Source organism: Photorhabdus akhurstii, assembly GCF_018448925.1.
GTDB classification, from domain to species: Bacteria; Pseudomonadota; Gammaproteobacteria; order Enterobacterales; family Enterobacteriaceae; genus Photorhabdus; species Photorhabdus akhurstii.
In genome coordinates, this window is sequence record NZ_RCWE01000003.1 from 108,750 (window position 1) to 126,335 (window position 17,586).

Sequence of the window (17,586 nt, forward strand, 5' to 3'; positions counted from 1 at the left end):
ACAAAGTAAGAGGACGTTATATTATGCAATCATTTGACGTGGTTATCGCTGGTGGCGGTATGGTTGGTTTGGCGCTTGCCTGTGGCTTACAAGGCAGCGGCTTGCGGGTGGCGGTGGTGGAGAACTATCCGCCTGTTCAACCCGTTATTGCTGGAGAAGAGTATGCTTTGCGGGTTTCGGCGATTAATGCAGCCAGTGAACGCTTATTACAGCATCTTGGTGTGTGGCGACATATTCTGGATATGTGCACCAGTCCTTATCAGGAAATGGAAGTTTGGGAGCGGGATAGCTTTGGCCGTATTCAGTTCAGCGCGGCTGAATATGGGCTGGAATATCTTGGTCATATCATTGAGAATCGGGTTATTCGTGAAGCATTATGGAAAAAAGCGGATAGCTTATCTGATGTGACCATGTTGGCGCCGGCGGCTTTGCAACAGGTTGCCTGGGGTGAAAATGAAGCTTTTATGACTTTATCCGATGGTCGCATGTTAACCGCTCGTTTAGTTGTTGGCGCTGATGGCGCTCATTCATGGTTGCGTCAACATGCTGATATCCCTCTCACATTTTGGGATTATGAACATCATGCGTTGGTAGCCGCTATTCGCACCGAAGAGCCGCACGGCCGGGTTGCCCGCCAGGTCTTTTATGGTGAGGGTATTTTGGCGTTTTTGCCCCTTGCCGATCCCCATTTGTGTTCTATCGTCTGGTCATTACCGGGTGAAGTTGCTGAACGGTATAAACAACTTGATCATAAGCGTTTTAACCAGCAATTGGCGGTAGATTTTGATCTGCGCCTTGGTCAATGTGAACTGATGAGTGAACGTCTGACAATTCCACTGACCGGTCGTTATGCTCGTAATTTTGCGGCTCATCGTCTGGCCCTGTTGGGCGATGCCGCTCATACCATTCACCCATTGGCAGGACAGGGAGTGAATTTGGGCTTTATGGATGTCGCTGAACTGATAGGTGAATTGCGTCGTTTGCATGGTCAGGGAAAAGATATTGGTCAGCACTTTTATTTGCGTCGCTATGAGCGCCGCCGTAAACATGGCGCTGCTGTGATGCTGGCTGGCATGCAAGGTTTTCGTCAATTATTCGATGGCAATAATCCGGCGAAAAAACTTTTGCGGGATATCGGGTTATCTCTGGCAGATAATTTACCGGGAATTAAACCTAAATTACTTCGTCAGGCAATGGGGTTGAATGACTTACCGGACTGGCTCTCTTCTAAATCCTATTCGGCTGAAAAAATCTAATTTAGCCTCTGCTTATCGATAACTTTTTCTCATGTCTTGCTGAAATATGAATAGGTGATTTTATTCATATTTCAGTTAGATTGTAACAGAAAATGAGTGTTTTCTAAAGTTAATTGTTAATTTTGAGTATTATGACTCATTTTAATAGTTGAAAATTCTGCATACTCATAACACGTTTTTTGACGGTCACGGGATTGAACCCTATTTTTACTTATGGTTCATTTTGGTTTTCAGTGATAACTTTCATTTTAAGATATCGTTTGCGTCGCGTTTTTTAGCCGCTTTTTGTTCATGATTCACAGTATCTGTCGGTTAATACGCGGTATGTTTTCATGTAGGAAATGAAAAGAGGGAAATAATGGCAAAACAAACTCCATTGTATGACCAGCATCTGGCTTGTGGTGCGCGTATGGTAGATTTTCATGGCTGGATGATGCCTTTGCATTATGGTTCACAAATGGATGAGCATCATACTGTCCGCACTCATGCCGGTATGTTTGATGTTTCCCATATGACGATTGTGGATCTGCATGGTACTGGTTGCCGTGATTTCCTGCGTTATTTGCTGGCAAATGACATTGCTAAATTGACAGAAAAGGGCAAAGCCCTATACACCGGGATGCTTAATGCTTCTGGCGGTGTAATTGATGACCTGATTGTTTATTACCTCAGCAATGATTTTTATCGATTGGTGGTCAATTCTGCGACCCGTGAGAAAGATCTGGCATGGATTAATGAACATGTAGCCAGTTACCCGGTTGATGTTCAGGTTCGTGATGATCTGGCATTAATTGCGGTTCAGGGGCCTGAGGCTCAGGCAAAAGTAGAGTCTCTATTGAATGATGAACAAAAACAGACTACTGCCGGAATGAAACCTTTCTTTGGCGTTCAGGCGGGGGATCTGTTTATCGCGACAACGGGTTATACCGGTGAAGCGGGTTATGAAGTGGCGTTGCCAAAAGGGCAGGCCGTGGATTTCTGGCAAAAATTGCTGAGTGTCGGCGTTAAGCCCGCGGGATTAGGCGCGCGTGATACGCTGCGGCTTGAAGCCGGTATGAACCTCTATGGGCAGGAAATGGATGAAACCATTTCTCCCCTTGCGGCTAACATGGGCTGGACAATCGCTTGGAAACCCGAAGATCGCCAGTTTATCGGCCGTGAAGCGCTAGAAAAACAGCGTGAAGAGGGCGCCGAGCAGTTAGTTGGCTTGGTGATGAGAGAAAAGGGTGTGTTACGTGGTGGCTTAATAGTTAGTTTTACTGATGAGATGGGCGCCTTACATTCTGGCGTTATTACCAGTGGCACGTTCTCTCCAACATTAGGATTCAGTATTGCCCTTGCCCGAGTGCCGCAGGGGATTGGTGAACAGGCGGTTGTCCAAATTCGCAATCGTGAAATGCCGGTTCAGGTAGTCAAACCTAGCTTTGTACGGGCGGGTAAGCCTCTCGTATAGTCATTTTTATCGAATAATAACTTGATGAGTAAATAGCAATTTATCCCGGTAAGCATGATTGGCGCAGCAGCACAAAATAGCCTAATCGGGGTAGATTCTAGGATTGAAGGAGATGATGGTAATGAGTAATGTACCCGCAGAGTTAAGATATGCCCAATCACATGAATGGGTTCGTGCAGAAGGCAATGGTGAATACACGGTAGGTATTACCGAGCATGCACAGGAGCTGCTAGGCGATATGGTCTTTGTTGATTTGCCGGAAGTAGGTGGTGAAATCAATCTTGGCGATGATTGCGCGGTGGTTGAATCAGTGAAAGCGGCTTCTGATATCTATGCGCCACTGAGTGGTGAAATTATTGCCGTTAATGAAGCGCTAAATGACTCGCCCGAATTAGTTAACAGCGAGCCTTATAACGAAGGTTGGCTGTTCCGTATTAAAGCCTCTGATGAAAGTGAACTTTCGCGTTTGCTGGATGCCGAAGGATATCAGGCACTTCTGGACGAAGAAGAATAATATGCTTACCGTCGCCCTGTTTCACATTGTGAGCAGGGCGTTTTTATTTGTATGCCATTTCTGGCCAGCTTCAGGAATTAGTCACAAATGATCCAGACATTAAGCCAACTCGAGAATCAGGGCGAGTTTATCCGCCGTCATATTGGCTCTTCCGCCGAACAGAAAAAAGAGATGTTGGCGACAGTGGGAGCAAGTTCCCTTGATGAGTTAACACAGAAAATTGTTCCCCGTGATATCGCGTTGCCAGAGCCACCCGATGTTGGCGGTGGCGCGACTGAACAGCAAGCGCTAGCTGAACTGAAAGCGATTGCCAGCCAAAATAAGCGTTACCAATCCTATATTGGCATGGGGTATGTGCCTGCTGTACTTCCGCCGGTTATTTTGCGTAATTTATTAGAAAATCCTGGCTGGTATACCGCTTATACACCTTATCAACCAGAAGTTTCTCAGGGTCGCCTTGAATCACTGTTGAATTTCCAACAAGTGACGATCGATTTGACGGGTTTGGATATTGCTTCTGCTTCTCTACTGGACGAGGCTACCGCGGCGGCGGAAGCAATGGCGATGGCAAAACGTACCAGCAAACTAAAAAATGCTGACCGTTTCTTTGTTGCTGATGATATCCATCCTCAAACACTAGACGTTGTTCGTACCCGCGCGGAAACCTTTGGCTTTGATGTGATTGTGGATAAAGCAGAAAAAGTCTTGGAGCTGGAAGGCGTATTTGGTGTGCTGTTACAACAGGTTGGTACAACCGGTGAAGTTCATGATTATGCTGATCTGATCGCACAACTGAAACAGCGCAAAATCATTGTCAGTGTTGCCGCTGACTTGATGGCGTTGGTGCTTTTGACCGCGCCGGGTAAACAAGGGGCTGACATTGTGTTTGGTTCTGCCCAGCGTTTTGGGGTGCCAATGGGTTATGGCGGTCCCCACGCAGCATTTTTTGCCAGCCGTGATGAATTCAAACGTTCCATGCCGGGACGTATTATCGGCGTTTCCCGTGACGCGGCAGGTAATACCGCGCTACGCATGGCAATGCAGACCCGTGAGCAACATATCCGTCGTGAGAAAGCCAATTCCAACATCTGTACGGCTCAGGTGTTGTTGGCAAATATCGCCGGGATGTATGCGGTATATCATGGTTCGAAGGGGCTGAAACGCATTGCGGGCCGTATTCATCGTCTGACTGACATTCTGGCGGCCGGGTTACAGAAAGCCGGGTTCACTCTGCGTTACAAAACTTGGTTTGATACGCTGACCGTTGAAGTCGCTGATAAAGCAGCGGTATTGGCCCGGGCAGACAAAGCTGAAATCAATTTGCGTACCGATATTTACGGCGCGGTGGGTATCACATTGAGCGAGGCTACCAGCCGTGATGATCTGGTCAAATTGTTCTCTGTGCTGACAGGCACAGATGACAAGCTAGATGTTGAAGCACTGGATCAAGAACTGATGACGGAAAGTCACTCCATTCCTGCATCCATGTTGCGCAGTGATGAAATCCTTCTGCATCCAAATTTCAATTGCTATCACAGTGAAACGGATATGATGCGCTATATGCATCGTCTTGAGCGCCGGGATTTAGCACTGAATCAGGCCATGATCCCATTGGGTTCTTGCACCATGAAACTCAATGCTGCGGCAGAAATGTTACCGATCTCTTGGCCTGAATTTAACGAACTGCATCCATTCTGCCCGCCAGAGCAAGCGCAGGGTTATCAGCAAATGATCAGCCAATTATCTCACTGGCTGGTGCAACTGACAGGTTATGATGCCGTTTGTATGCAACCAAACTCCGGTGCGCAGGGTGAATACGCGGGTCTGCTTGCTATTCGCCGTTACCATGAAAGCCGTGGAGAAGGGCATCGTCATATCTGTTTAATCCCCAGTTCTGCGCATGGCACCAACCCAGCTTCTGCTCATATGGCAGGTATGACAGTGGTGGTGGTGAGTTGCGATAAAGAGGGCAACATTGATCTAGCGGACCTGCGTGAAAAAGCGGAAAAATCCGGTGACGAACTTTCCTGCATCATGGTGACTTACCCATCAACCCACGGCGTATATGAAGAAACGATCCGTCAGGTGTGTGAAATCATTCATCAGTATGGTGGTCAGGTTTACCTTGATGGCGCGAATATGAACGCGCAGGTTGGCATCACCGCGCCCGGTTTTATCGGCGCTGATGTTTCACACCTCAACCTGCATAAAACATTTTGTATCCCACACGGCGGCGGTGGTCCAGGAATGGGGCCGATTGGCGTAAAAGCTCATTTGGCGCCGTTCTTACCGGGACACTCGGTAGTTCAAATGGATGGCATTACTGAACAGAGAGCTGTCTCAGCGGCGCCATTTGGTAGTGCTTCTATTCTGCCTATTAGCTGGATGTATATCCGTATGATGGGTTCGCAAGGGCTGAAACAGGCAAGCCAGACGGCGATTTTGAATGCTAACTATATTGCTGCTCGCTTAAAGAATGATTATGACGTGTTGTATACCGGTCATAACGGTTATGTGGCGCATGAATGTATTCTGGATATTCGGCCGTTGAAAGAAGAGTTTGGTATCAGCGAGATGGATATTGCTAAACGCTTGATTGACTACGGCTTCCATGCGCCAACCATGTCATTCCCGGTTGCCGGTACGCTAATGGTGGAACCTACAGAATCAGAAAGCAAAGTAGAAATTGACCGCTTTGTGGATGCGATGCTGGCAATTCGTGCTGAAATTAGCAAAGTGGCGAAAGGTGAGTGGTCATTAGAAGATAACCCATTGGTCAATGCGCCTCACGTACAAGCTGAACTGGTTTCTGACTGGAGCCATAGTTACAGCCGTGAAACCGCGGTTTTCCCAACCTTGGAAACCAAAGCCAATAAATATTGGCCTGCGGTTAAACGCCTTGATGATGTTTACGGTGATCGTAACCTGCATTGTTCCTGCGCGCCTGTCAGTGATTATCAATAATTACTAATAAAATAGTCAACACCGGTATAATAACTGGTGTTGCTATTATTTATATTTACTGGCGAAGCTGATTAAAATATAAAATAATTTTATGTATTTAATCCCTTTTTCTCCCAAATTTCACATGTTATTTCTAATTTAACAGTATCTTTCATTATGGCTATTTTTATTTAATAAAATGTTTTTATTGATATTTTATTTAAATAAGTTTTTATAGGTAATGATATTTCATTAATAAAAAATTGAAACTATTATTAATACAATAGGCGGATTCGACTAATATTCGCAATCCTCAGAAACTGTATGAATTAACTTTTCCTATAGTGCCTCTTCTGTTGAAACAGAGAAACACGGCGAGTAGTACGAGAGTGTTCTACTCCGTTACCATTGAATATCTCCATCCTTTACCGCGATTTTCTGGCATTTAATATATCAGATTCTCCATTAGCAGGATTAAAAATCCGGGCGCTGATCACATTTTATACTGATAATTTAGACGGATAAATCATTCTTCATTAGAATAGTTTAATTATGTCACTATCAAATTATCAATATTTTCTATGGAAAGATTATCGCTTTATCACCGCAGTCTGGCAGCGCTTGTCCTGCTGGCAATATCCGAATGGACTCATGTTTCAACATCGGGTGCATTGGGATCTATTTGTCACACTATTCACCGGATTGAATTTGCAGGGGCAGAAAGTTTGTCCCGGTCAGACCAAGAACACTCGATGCATCCTTATTTATCCGCAGGGTTAACTTCGCAGGATATCAACGCACGGGTACGAAAAACCACTAATACCTCATTGGGTAATTTATTAGTCAGCATTACTGACTTTGCCACACTTAAATTAAGAAAAGGGACAGTACGATGGATAAACGCCACAATTCGATGGCCAGGGTCACGAGTTATCTTTTAATTTACCTGACGGCAATCCAGCCATTGCACCCGGCGATGGCTGTCGGCATAACACCGGATAACAACCGCACACAGGTACAAAATCAGGGCAATGTGCCGGTGGTGAATATCGCCACGCCGAATGATGCGGGCATATCCCACAACACCTATCAAGAATTCAATGTCGCCACTCAGGGAGCCGTACTTAATAACGCGACACAAACGGCTCAATCGCAACTGGCAGGGCAACTTAACGCGAACCCTAACCTGAAAGGCAAAGCGGCGGAACTGATTATTAACGAAGTCACCGGCAGTGGCCGCTCTGACTTGCAAGGCCAGTTGGAAATTGTTGGCAATAAAGCCAACGTGATGATTGCCAACCCTAACGGCATTACCTGTGATGGTTGTGGTTTTATTAATACCACCGGCGCAACCCTGACCACCGGTAAACCCCAATTTGATCAACAGGGCGCACTAGAAGCACTGGAAGTGAAAAAAGGCCAGATTACCATTGGCGGTAAAGGGCTGGATGGCAAGACGACAGATTATGTCGATATCATCAGCCGGGCGGCGGAGTTGAATGGAAAAATTCAGGCTAACACCCTGTCGCTGACTCAGGGGGCCAACCGTATCAGCTTGAAAGACGGCACGGTTAAACCTATCGCCGGAGAAGGAGCAAAACCGCAATTAGCGGTTGATACCAAAGCCTTAGGCGGCATGTATGCCAATAAAATCCGACTGGTTGCCACTGAAAAGGGGGTTGGGGTTAATCTCACCAACCTGACCACAACCCAAGACGCTATCAGTTTAACCGCTGAGGGTAAAATTATCTTGGGGGAGGTACACGCCAAGACAGATATCAACATCAACAGCAAAACCGTTGAAACGGCGGAAAAAAGCCATGTGCAGGCGGGCCAACATCTGATATTGACCACCGAAACACTGCAAAATCAGGGACAAATCCGTGCGGGTGGCGATGTCACGATTAAAGCGACTAAACTGGATAACGTAAACCCGACTAAGAAAAGTCACCCTATTATTACCGCGGGTAAAAACAATAGCATTACTGCTAACGAGATAAATAATGTTGGCGAGTTAAGCGCGGCGCAAAACCTCACCCTGACAGGCAAAAATTTTTCAACCAAAGCAATAAAAGACAGTCAGGAAAATATCGTCGGTAAACTGAGTGCCGGTGGGGATCTGACGGCGACATTTCAAGATACATTTCGTTTTGATTTTGATAAAGAACATTTTAAAGCGGGAAAGAACCCCACTGATCTGGCGTTAATCACCGGGAAAAACATTTCTCTCACTGCCCGAGATTTAGTAAATCGTGCGTCAATGAGGGCAGAACAAAACTTAACCGCTGACGCGGAAACGATCTATTTAGGCCAGGGGAATTTAAAAGCCGGGAACCATGTCATGTTGGATGGAAAGTCACACCTTGATGTGAATGGTTATGATATCTCCGGTCATGATGTGACCTTGCTTGCCAGCCGGGGAATGCTGTCTGTTGTCTCTGGGGACGACTATACCCCGGAAGGAACAAGGGTATTAACCACGCTTTCTGCTGATAACCTATTACGCATTATCGCCGATGGTCCTATTGATATTGCAGATACCCTGATTAACCGGGCGAAAAATATCTTTTTGGCAACCAATGATAAACTTGAGATTTATGCCTCGGGTGATTTAATTGATGAACAGAGTCCACTCAATGACGGTGCTAAACAAGAATTAATTAATCAGCGTCTGCGTCAGCTTAGCCAATTGCAAGCGGATGAAAATATTGAGATCCATGCAGGAAAGATTGTCGATCTGAGAAGTATTTCTTTAACCGCGGGGAAGGATATTACGCTGACCAGTGGCGGCATACTTGATGTGAGTAAAATCACAGCGGAGAACCCTTATGAATATTCAAATGAGCATGGAGATGACTATGTAAAACATTATGAAAATGCCGATGACGAGGAAGACGAACAATCTTACCCACAATTTCAATTCCCGATAATAAAAAGTACCCTCACGGCCGGCAATAACTTAACCATTAATACCGGTGGTGACATTATTGATACTGAGGCAACGTTATTGGCAAAAGGGACAACTGCCATCACCAAAAACAACGCAGAGTTGCATTCATCGGCGGGGAAGTATAACTCAGTTGAAGGGAAATATACGCCGGTGACTTCTGCGCTGATTGGAAGTGCGTTAAGTCATGCTCCTCAACTGACAATAAACTTCTCAGAAGTAGAAGGAGAAGTACCGGGAATTAAACTGGCGGATAAGCAAACACGGATCACCTCGAAAAACAATCGCCCTATTATTCATATTGCAGCGCCTAACGCCCGTGGTGTTTCACATAACCGTTATCAGGAATTTAATGTTGGGACCTCAGGATTAGTATTTAATAACGCGACCCATAATACGCAGTCTCTGTTGGCGGGGCAAATTGGCGCCAATCTTAACTTCAACGGTAAATCAGCCGAGCTGATTATTAATGAAGTTGTGGGCACCTTAGCCTCAAATTTGCAAGGGCTGTTGGAAGTCGCAGGGCAAAAAGCCGATATCCTCATTGCCAACCCGAACGGCATTACCTGTAATGGCTGTAGTTTTGTTAATACCCCGGCTGTCACCTTATCGACCGGTAAACCGGTGTTTGATAAAGAGGGCGCGTTAGCGGCTCTGGAAGTAAAAAAAGGCGCCATCACCTTGGGTGAAAAGGGGCTGGATGCGACGGCGCAAGATTCTATCGATATCATCAGCCGGACCACTAAGCTTAACGGTAAACTACAGGCGAAAAACCTGACATTGACACAAGGCCCCAACCGGATTGATTTCAAACGCGGGACCCTTGTCCCTATTGCAGAGGAAGGTTATACCCCTTGGAAAGCGATTGATACCGGGTTATTGGGGGGAATGTATGCCAATAAAATCCGTCTGGTGAGTACCGAGCCGGGTAAGGCTGTCAATCTGACTAACCTGACGGCAACCCAAGGCGACATCAGTCTGACGGCGGATGGCAAGGTGATTCTGGGGGATGTACAGGCTAAAACGGATATCACCGTTAACGGTAAAGACATTGAAACGGCGAAACAAAGTCATATGCAAGCCGGTCAGCATCTGATGTTGACAACCGACACATTGCAGCATTGGGGACGAATTGGCGCCGACGGTGATATCGCCATTAAAGCGAAAACCTTGTCTTTAAATGGGGGAAATGTCACCGCCGGGAACCAGGTTCTGCTACAGGGAAAGAACAGTTTTACGGTGCGTGGCACTGATATTTCAGGTCATGACATTACCTTAATCTCCAGCGGTGGTGGTATTTATGTTTCATCTGGAGGAGATAATTCCGCTACGGCAGGCACACAGGCGCCATCTACTATTTCTGCGGTTAATACATTACATATTCTGTCTGAACAGGGAATATCGCTTTCAAATACGCTAATTAACCGGGCGAAAAATATCTTTTTAGCAGGTAATGGTTGGGTTAATACTAATCAGCCTTTGGTAGCGGATGAGAATATTGATCTTCACGCTGGATGGGGGATAAATTTGGATGGGATTTCCCTGACCGCCGGGAAAGATATTACCCTGACCAGTGATGGATCGATTAATATTGGCAAGGTTACTGCCGGCAACAATTTAACCTTGATTGCCGGCAGCAATATGAAGGAGACAGCATTATCGGCAGAAGGCGCGACCACAGTCGCCCAATATAGTACCGCGTTGCGCTTAGCTGACGGGAAATATACCCCGGTGACTTCGGCGTTGATTGATCTTGCATTAGGCAATGCCCCCCAACTGACCATCAATATCCCAGAAATAGCCGGTGGAATACCGGGGATTCAACTGGCGGATAAACGAACGCGGATTGCCGTGAGAAATAACCTGCCTATTATCCATATTGCAGCGCCTAATTCTCGAGGTATTTCACATAACCGTTATCAGGAATTTAATATTGGGGCTGCCGGGCTGGTGCTCAATAACGCTACCGATACTACCCAATCCATACTGGCGGGACAAATTGGGGCAAACCCTCACTTTAACGGTAAATCGGCTGAGTTGATTATTAATGAAGTGGTGGGGACTTTAGCCTCAAATCTACAGGGCCTGTTGGAAGTGGTGGGGCAAAAAGCTGCTGTCTTCATCGCCAACCCGAACGGCATAACCTGTAATGGCTGTGGCTTTATCAATACCCCGGCTGTCACCTTATCGACGGGTGAACCGGTGTTTGATAAAGAGGGAGCGTTAGCGGCTTTAGAAGTGAAAAAAGGCGCCATAACCTTTGATGAAAAGGGGATGGATGCGACGGCGCAGGATGATGTCGATATTATCAGCCGGACCACGATACTTAACGGCAAAGTGCAGGCGAAAAACCTGACACTGACACAAGGCCCCAACCGGATTGATTTCAAACGCGGGACCTTGGTCCCTATTGCAGGCGAGGGTGATACCTCTTGGAAAGCGATTGATACCGGATCATTGGGGGGAATGTATGCTAATAAAATCCGTCTGGTGAGTACCGAACCGGGTAAGAAAGTTAACCTGACCAACCTGACCGCAACGCAAGGCGACATCCGTTTGACTGCTGATGGAGAGGTGACGCTAGGAAATGTGCAGGCCAAAACAGACATAACCGTTAGCAGTAAAGGCATTAAAACGGCGGAACCGAGTCATGTACAGGCAGGCAAAGATATCACGCTTGCCGCGAACACGCTGAACAACACCGGTAAGATTATCGCAGAAGGTGACATGCGGTTATTTATCGACCATTTATACAATCGGAATAAGGGGCTGATTCAGGCAAATAACCATCTCTGGTTGCAAAAAGATGCGAGCGGTAACTTAAGCACTGAAATTAACAACGCTTCAGCGACGCTGAAAACCCATAACGGCGATATTATTATTCGCACAAAAGCGTTAAATAATACCCGGGATGCCAGCGTCGCTGCGGGAATGAACGCTTATATCAATGTGACAAAACTGGATAACAGCCAAAGCCAGTTTCATGCGAAGAAAAATCTCATCTTAACCGGTCACGACTTTAACAGCGGGATGGACGGTAAACTCTCAGCCGATCTGAATGTGGTGGCTGATTTTATTAATCAATTCAACGGAACTGCGTTCATCTCGGCGAAAAATATTCTGCTTCATGCCGGTGAAATTATCAGCATGGGATACTTCAAGGCGGACAATGATCTGTCCGTCATCGCTGAGCGTGGAATAAATGCCCGCCAAAATACACTGGAGGCAAAGAGAAATCTGACCTTGATTGCGGGTAAAGATATTGAGGCATTTCAAGTCGGGTTGAAGGGAGAAAATATTGAACTGCTTACGCGCGAAGGCGACATTCGGATGTGGGGGGACGGTTCGCGTATTTCGGCCAGCAACAATTTGCGGATATTGGCGGATCACAAACTGGATCTGTATGACCTTTTGTTCGATAAATCAAACACGATAACGTTAAACGCGGGTCATGAAATTGATGCCAGCCAAGTTAAATTGGCCGCACAGAAAAATCTGACCCTCATTGCGGGCAAAGGTATCACCGCCCGTCAAACTGAACTGAAAGGGGAAAATATTGAGCTTCTCACGCGTGAAGGCAACATTCAAATGGGCGGGCATGATTCGCGTATTTCGGCCAGCAATAATGTGCAGATGTTTGCGGGACACGAACTGAATATCCAGGATCTTTTGTTCGATAAAGCCAACAATATGACATTAAACGCGGGGAGTGAAATTAATGCCGACCGGGTTAAATTAGCGGCAAATAAAAATCTGACCTTAATTGCGGGCAAAGATATCACCGCCCGTCAGGCAGAGTTAAAGGGAGAAAATGTTGAACTTCTGGTGCGGGAAGGCGACATCCAAATGGGACGGAATCGGTCTCATGAGTTATTGGCCTCAATTTCGGCCGATAATCATTTGCGGATTTCAGCAGGCAAGGATCTGGATCTCTCCGGTACCCGGTTGGATAAATCACAAAACCTGACATTAAGTGCGGGTCGTAACCTGAATGCCAGTCGAAGCCAATTGAACGCTGCGGGCAATATTAATCTGTTTGCGGGAAATGATTTAATGTTGCGGCAAGCTGGTATCCGGGCGGGGCAACAAGTCATGCTCAGTGCGGGCCACGATATTGATATCTCTCGCCCCAATACGCCAGAGAGCTTGTTTTATTTATCCGAATTAGATGGATTAGACAAATTCGCTGAATTAGGCACGCAAATTACCGCGGGTGATCACCTGCAACTCAGTGCGGGGGGCGATATCGCGGGTATCGCGAGATTAACATCGACTAAAGGAAATGTATCGGTTAACGCTGGCCGGGATTTACTGTTCTCTGCCCGGAAATATTCGCCGATTAATGATGGCGATAAACAGTACCTTTATGCTGCCAGCGCCATCAACGCGGCCCAAAATCTCACATTAGTTGCGGCAGGCAACCTGCTGACATCCGGGGCCAGCTTGACATCCGGCAATGATATGCGGCTTTCCGCGGGTGGAAATGTTCGTTTTGAATCGCGGCAAGAATTTATCCGCGAGGGGAATATTGAGCGCTTTACGCAACACGCCAGCCGGCTGAATAGTGGCGGCGCATTAACGATTCGCTCCCAAGGCAGTATTTTATTCCAGGCGACGGAATTAATCGCCAAGGGTGTAATGGATATCGCGGCAACAGGCGGCTTTCTCTATGCGCAAGCAATGGAGGAAGTTTATAAACGGGAAGAAACAGAGAAAAGCTGTAAAGGTTTTGGCCCCATAAAGTCGTGTAAAGTGTTTGGGTCTAAAACAGAACATCGAATACAAATCAAGAAGACCAACAAAGTCACGGAATTTACGGCCGGGGGTGATATTAACCTGATGGCAAAAGATGAGGTGACATTGGAAGCGAGTCGGATAGAGACCAGTAAAAACGCGAAAATCACCAGCCAGACAGGGAAAGTGAACTTCAAGGCGATGCCCAATATTGATTTTGAGCAGACCATCACGACATCAAAAGGCTTTTTTATTACACAGCGCGATAAAGGTCATCGTGAAGAGACCTGGATAATCCCGTCAGTGCATGTTGGCGGTACGCTGACGGTGGATGCGGCGAAAGGCATCAATGCGGATGTGAAAGTAAAAGAGGGGCAGTTACTGGAAGACGCGTTAGGAGTACTGGGTAACACCCCCGGCACCGAATGGTTGAAAAATCTTCAAAACCGCAATGATGTCCAGTGGAATCAGGTTAAGGACGCTTACAGTAGCTGGGACAAAAAAAGCGAAAGCTTAAACCCCGTAGTGGGTGCGGTGATTGCGATTGCGGTCGCTGCGGTCACGGCGGGTTCGGGCCTGGCGGCTTGGGCGGGAAGCGGCGCCGTGGGGGCGACAGGCGCCACGGGAGCTACGGCGAGCGCGGTTTATGGGGCGGCTTATGGCGGAATGATAGGGTTGACCTCGCAGGCGGCGGTGGCCTTAGTTGAAAATAAAGGGGATCTCACCAAGACACTGGCAGCCTTAGCGAAACGCGATGCGGTCAAATCCCTTGTTACCCAAATAGCTGTGGGTGGCGCATTAGGTGGCTTAGACCACACGATGGGCTGGGGAAAATTAGTGGAGGGAAAAGGCGTTGTCGATCCGATAAAAGCGCAGCTTCCCTTATTGAGTAATAATAATTGGAGTCAGGTGGCCCAGCGTGTTGCGGCGCAATCCGTGGTGAGCTCAACAATAGGGACGGCGATTAACGGCGGCAGTTTTACGGATAATCTGCAAACCGCATTGTTGAGTAATATTGGTAATCAGATTAATGCGGAAGGCGCCAAACTGATTGGGGATAATGGGGAGGTTTTAGGCCACTCAGGCAAGATATTGAGCCATTCGGTTGTGGCAGGCATCAGTGCTGAAATTGCTGGTGGGGATGCCAAAGGGGCGGCTGTAGGTGCGCTGGCGGCTGAATTAGCGGCAATCACAATGGAAAGCAGGCTATTTGAACCGGCGTATAAGAATGAAACAGAGCGACAAATCCATAAGCTTCAGGAAGCGTTGACGGGTAATGAAGTTAAGGCCCAGACCGCTAAATTTGTCGGGGCGTTGTCAGGCGCACTGATTAGCCATACCCCGGAAGGCGCTTACAGTGCGGCGAACAGCGCGGAGCTTGTCTATCGTAACAACATGACTGAGCACATGTTGTACCAGTTATCGGTAGATAATCAAAAAGACATCTTAGCGGCAGGAAAAGGGGATAAAGCTGCGGAAGAGCGAGTTATTGCACGGCGGAATGCCGCGATTGCCGTTACCGCAGTGGCGGCAGGCGGTTACGCGCTGGTTTATGGCGGTCAGATACTGATTGCGGGTTCGGCTGAAATAGCAACCGCAGGGCGTGTTGCGCTTGAAGGTTGTAAAACCAACCCGGCGCTGTGCCTGAATAACGTGGGCATTTTTGTAGCTGATACGGTTGCGCCAGAAGCGGCGGTTGGGACCGGCGTTTTGGCTGCGGGAACGGTAAAGGTATTAGGTAATACCAAAGAAGGTGCAAAGAATCTGGCAGAAGGATTGAGTAATACCTCAAAACCGCTGTTAAGAAATGCTAAGCCTGATACTGATGCCGTAGCTAGTTTGATCGAAAATGAGAAGTTGTATGCTGGAAAGGGGAAGAGTGTAGCTGATAATGCAACTTTACCTAGTAAAGATAAGCTAACAGGCCAAACTGCTAATTGGAAAGACTACACACATGCAGAAGCGGTAATAGAAGTTAAGAATTCAGGTAAATTAGTTAATGCTAATAATGCTGTGATTGATTTGAATAAAGTTACTTCTTATGCATTAAATACTGAACATCCGGTTGGCGGAAATAAAGCTAAAGTTTTTGAATCAGCCTTGGGATATAACCAATCAAATGCTACTGATTTAATATCTAAAATACAGGCAGGGACTAAAACGAATACAGCTATTCTTGGTAATGTTGATAAGTTTGGTCAAAGAATAACTATTGACATGCCAATTACTGGACCAAACGGCAAAACAGCGATTGTTCGTACAGGTTGGATATATGATACTGGATCATCAACACCTAGATTAACAACGCTCTATGTAAAGTGAGATAGGTATGAAATATTCTCTTTTTGATGTTGTTATTTTAACCTCAGACATTCCTGAGCGTGGACTTAAAACTGGAATGAAGGGAGCCATTATTGATGTTTATTCTGAACAGGAAGAAGCATATGAGGTTGAATTTTGTGATGAAGATGGTCGGACTATAGATATGTTACCGTTATATGCCAACCAATTATCTCCATTTGAATAAGATAATTATGTGACATATTTAATCCCTCGATCATTCTGAACTGTCCCCCGAATGTTAGACAAACATATAACATTCGGGGGCTATATTCTTCTATTTTTATGATAACTGGTTTGCCAGCATAAAAGCCGAGCTGTTCCAGTTAGAACCCTTTGCCGTCACCGCAGTAGCAGCAGGCGGCTATGCGCTGGTTTATGGCGGTCAGATACTGATTGCGGTTCGGCTGAAATAGCAACCGCAGGGCGTGTTGCGCTTGAAGGCTGTAAAACCAACCCGGCGCTGTGCCTGAATAATGTGGGCATTTTTGTAGCTGATGCGGTTGCGCTAGAAGCGGCGGTTGGGACTGGTGTTTTGGCTGCTGGCACGGTAAAGGTATTAGGTAATACCAAAGAAGGTGCCAAGAATCTGGCGGAAGGATTGAGTAATACCTCAAAACCGCTGTTAAGAAATGATAAGCCTGACACTGATGCCGTAGCTAGTTTGATTGAAAATGAGAGATTGTATGCTGGAAAGGGGACGAGCGCAAATAAACCCCTTGGTTTAGGCTCTACTGGACGCAATACTCCTGCAAATTTGAATGAAAAATTAGCACTTGAGCAAGCTATATCCAATCCTAATTCGGGGCGGCAGCTCCCTGTTCCTATGACTGATAAACGGTGGACTGCGTCAGATGGTTGGGTAAAAATGTCTCAAAATATTAACGGAATAGAAGTCCACTATGTAAAGAATACAAAGACAGGGGGCTATTGATGATTTTAAATTTAAGTGAGTATTTTTATGTTAATTAAATGTATTTTTAATTCGGGAAAGAATTTACCTGATGATAGCCGTTGTTTGGGCGAAACAGATTATTCTTTTTTGGAGATTGGAACTGAATATGTAGTTTATGGTTTGATGTTGCTTTCATGTCGAATCGATTATTTAATCTGTCCTAATAAAGGTAACCCTGTATGGATTCCTGCTAATTTATGCGAGATTAAAGACGGTAAATTGTCTTCTAATTGGTCAATTTGTATAACTCATTTAAATGATGACTATAAAGTCTTATATGATAATTTTAAGATACAATCGATTATAGGTTATTCTGAGTTAGTCACATCCATCTCTCATTACATAGGTATTATTGAAAGGGAATCAGAGGATCTAGGAGCTTTTTTTCTCGAAAAGCAAAAAATCGATGGCGAGTTTGCTTCTTCAATTGACTGAAACGGCAGC

The 17,586-nt window shown here is 46.2% G+C and carries 9 protein-coding genes; all 9 read left to right on the forward strand.

From position 1 onward, the window contains the following. Positions 1-23: 23 nt before the first annotated feature. Positions 24-1,256 carry an FAD-dependent 2-octaprenylphenol hydroxylase gene (ubiI, locus tag EAE93_RS05170; RefSeq protein WP_214039226.1) on the forward strand — a complete coding sequence of 411 codons (1,233 nt, stop codon included), beginning with the start codon at positions 24-26 and terminating at the stop codon, positions 1,254-1,256. 358 nt (positions 1,257-1,614) lie between these two features. Then, entirely contained in the window at positions 1,615-2,709 is a 1,095-nt protein-coding gene (gcvT, locus tag EAE93_RS05175) for a glycine cleavage system aminomethyltransferase GcvT (RefSeq protein ID WP_214039227.1), read from the forward strand. 121 nt (positions 2,710-2,830) lie between these two features. Continuing rightward, the gene (gene gcvH / locus EAE93_RS05180) at positions 2,831-3,223 is read left to right on the forward strand and encodes a glycine cleavage system protein GcvH (protein ID WP_036781285.1); all 393 of its coding nucleotides are present in this window, start codon (positions 2,831-2,833) and stop codon (positions 3,221-3,223) included. An 87-nt stretch (positions 3,224-3,310) separates the two neighbouring features. Further along, positions 3,311-6,187 carry an aminomethyl-transferring glycine dehydrogenase gene (gene gcvP, locus EAE93_RS05185; protein WP_214039228.1) on the forward strand — a complete coding sequence of 959 codons (2,877 nt, stop codon included), beginning with the start codon at positions 3,311-3,313 and terminating at the stop codon, positions 6,185-6,187. Positions 6,188-6,747: 560 nt separating this feature from the next. Beyond that, positions 6,748-7,107: a POTRA domain-containing protein gene (locus EAE93_RS05190; protein ID WP_072164817.1), complete on the forward strand. Its 360-nt coding sequence runs from the start codon at positions 6,748-6,750 to the stop codon at positions 7,105-7,107. Continuing rightward, positions 7,059-16,169 (forward strand): two-partner secretion domain-containing protein, encoded by a 9,111-nt coding sequence (locus tag EAE93_RS05195; RefSeq protein ID WP_250150884.1) that lies wholly within the window; start codon positions 7,059-7,061, stop codon positions 16,167-16,169. Before EAE93_RS05190 ends, EAE93_RS05195 begins: the two co-directional genes overlap by 49 nt. A gap of 7 nt (positions 16,170-16,176) precedes the next feature. Beyond that, positions 16,177-16,374 (forward strand): DUF4926 domain-containing protein, encoded by a 198-nt coding sequence (locus EAE93_RS05200; RefSeq protein WP_040154812.1) that lies wholly within the window; start codon positions 16,177-16,179, stop codon positions 16,372-16,374. A 291-nt stretch (positions 16,375-16,665) separates the two neighbouring features. Further along, positions 16,666-17,121 carry a hypothetical protein gene (locus EAE93_RS24350; RefSeq protein WP_250150885.1) on the forward strand — a complete coding sequence of 152 codons (456 nt, stop codon included), beginning with the start codon at positions 16,666-16,668 and terminating at the stop codon, positions 17,119-17,121. 27 nt (positions 17,122-17,148) lie between these two features. Continuing rightward, on the forward strand, positions 17,149-17,577 hold the full coding sequence (locus EAE93_RS05210) for a hypothetical protein (RefSeq protein WP_214039229.1): 429 nt from the start codon (positions 17,149-17,151) through the stop codon (positions 17,575-17,577). Positions 17,578-17,586 lie beyond the last annotated feature (9 nt).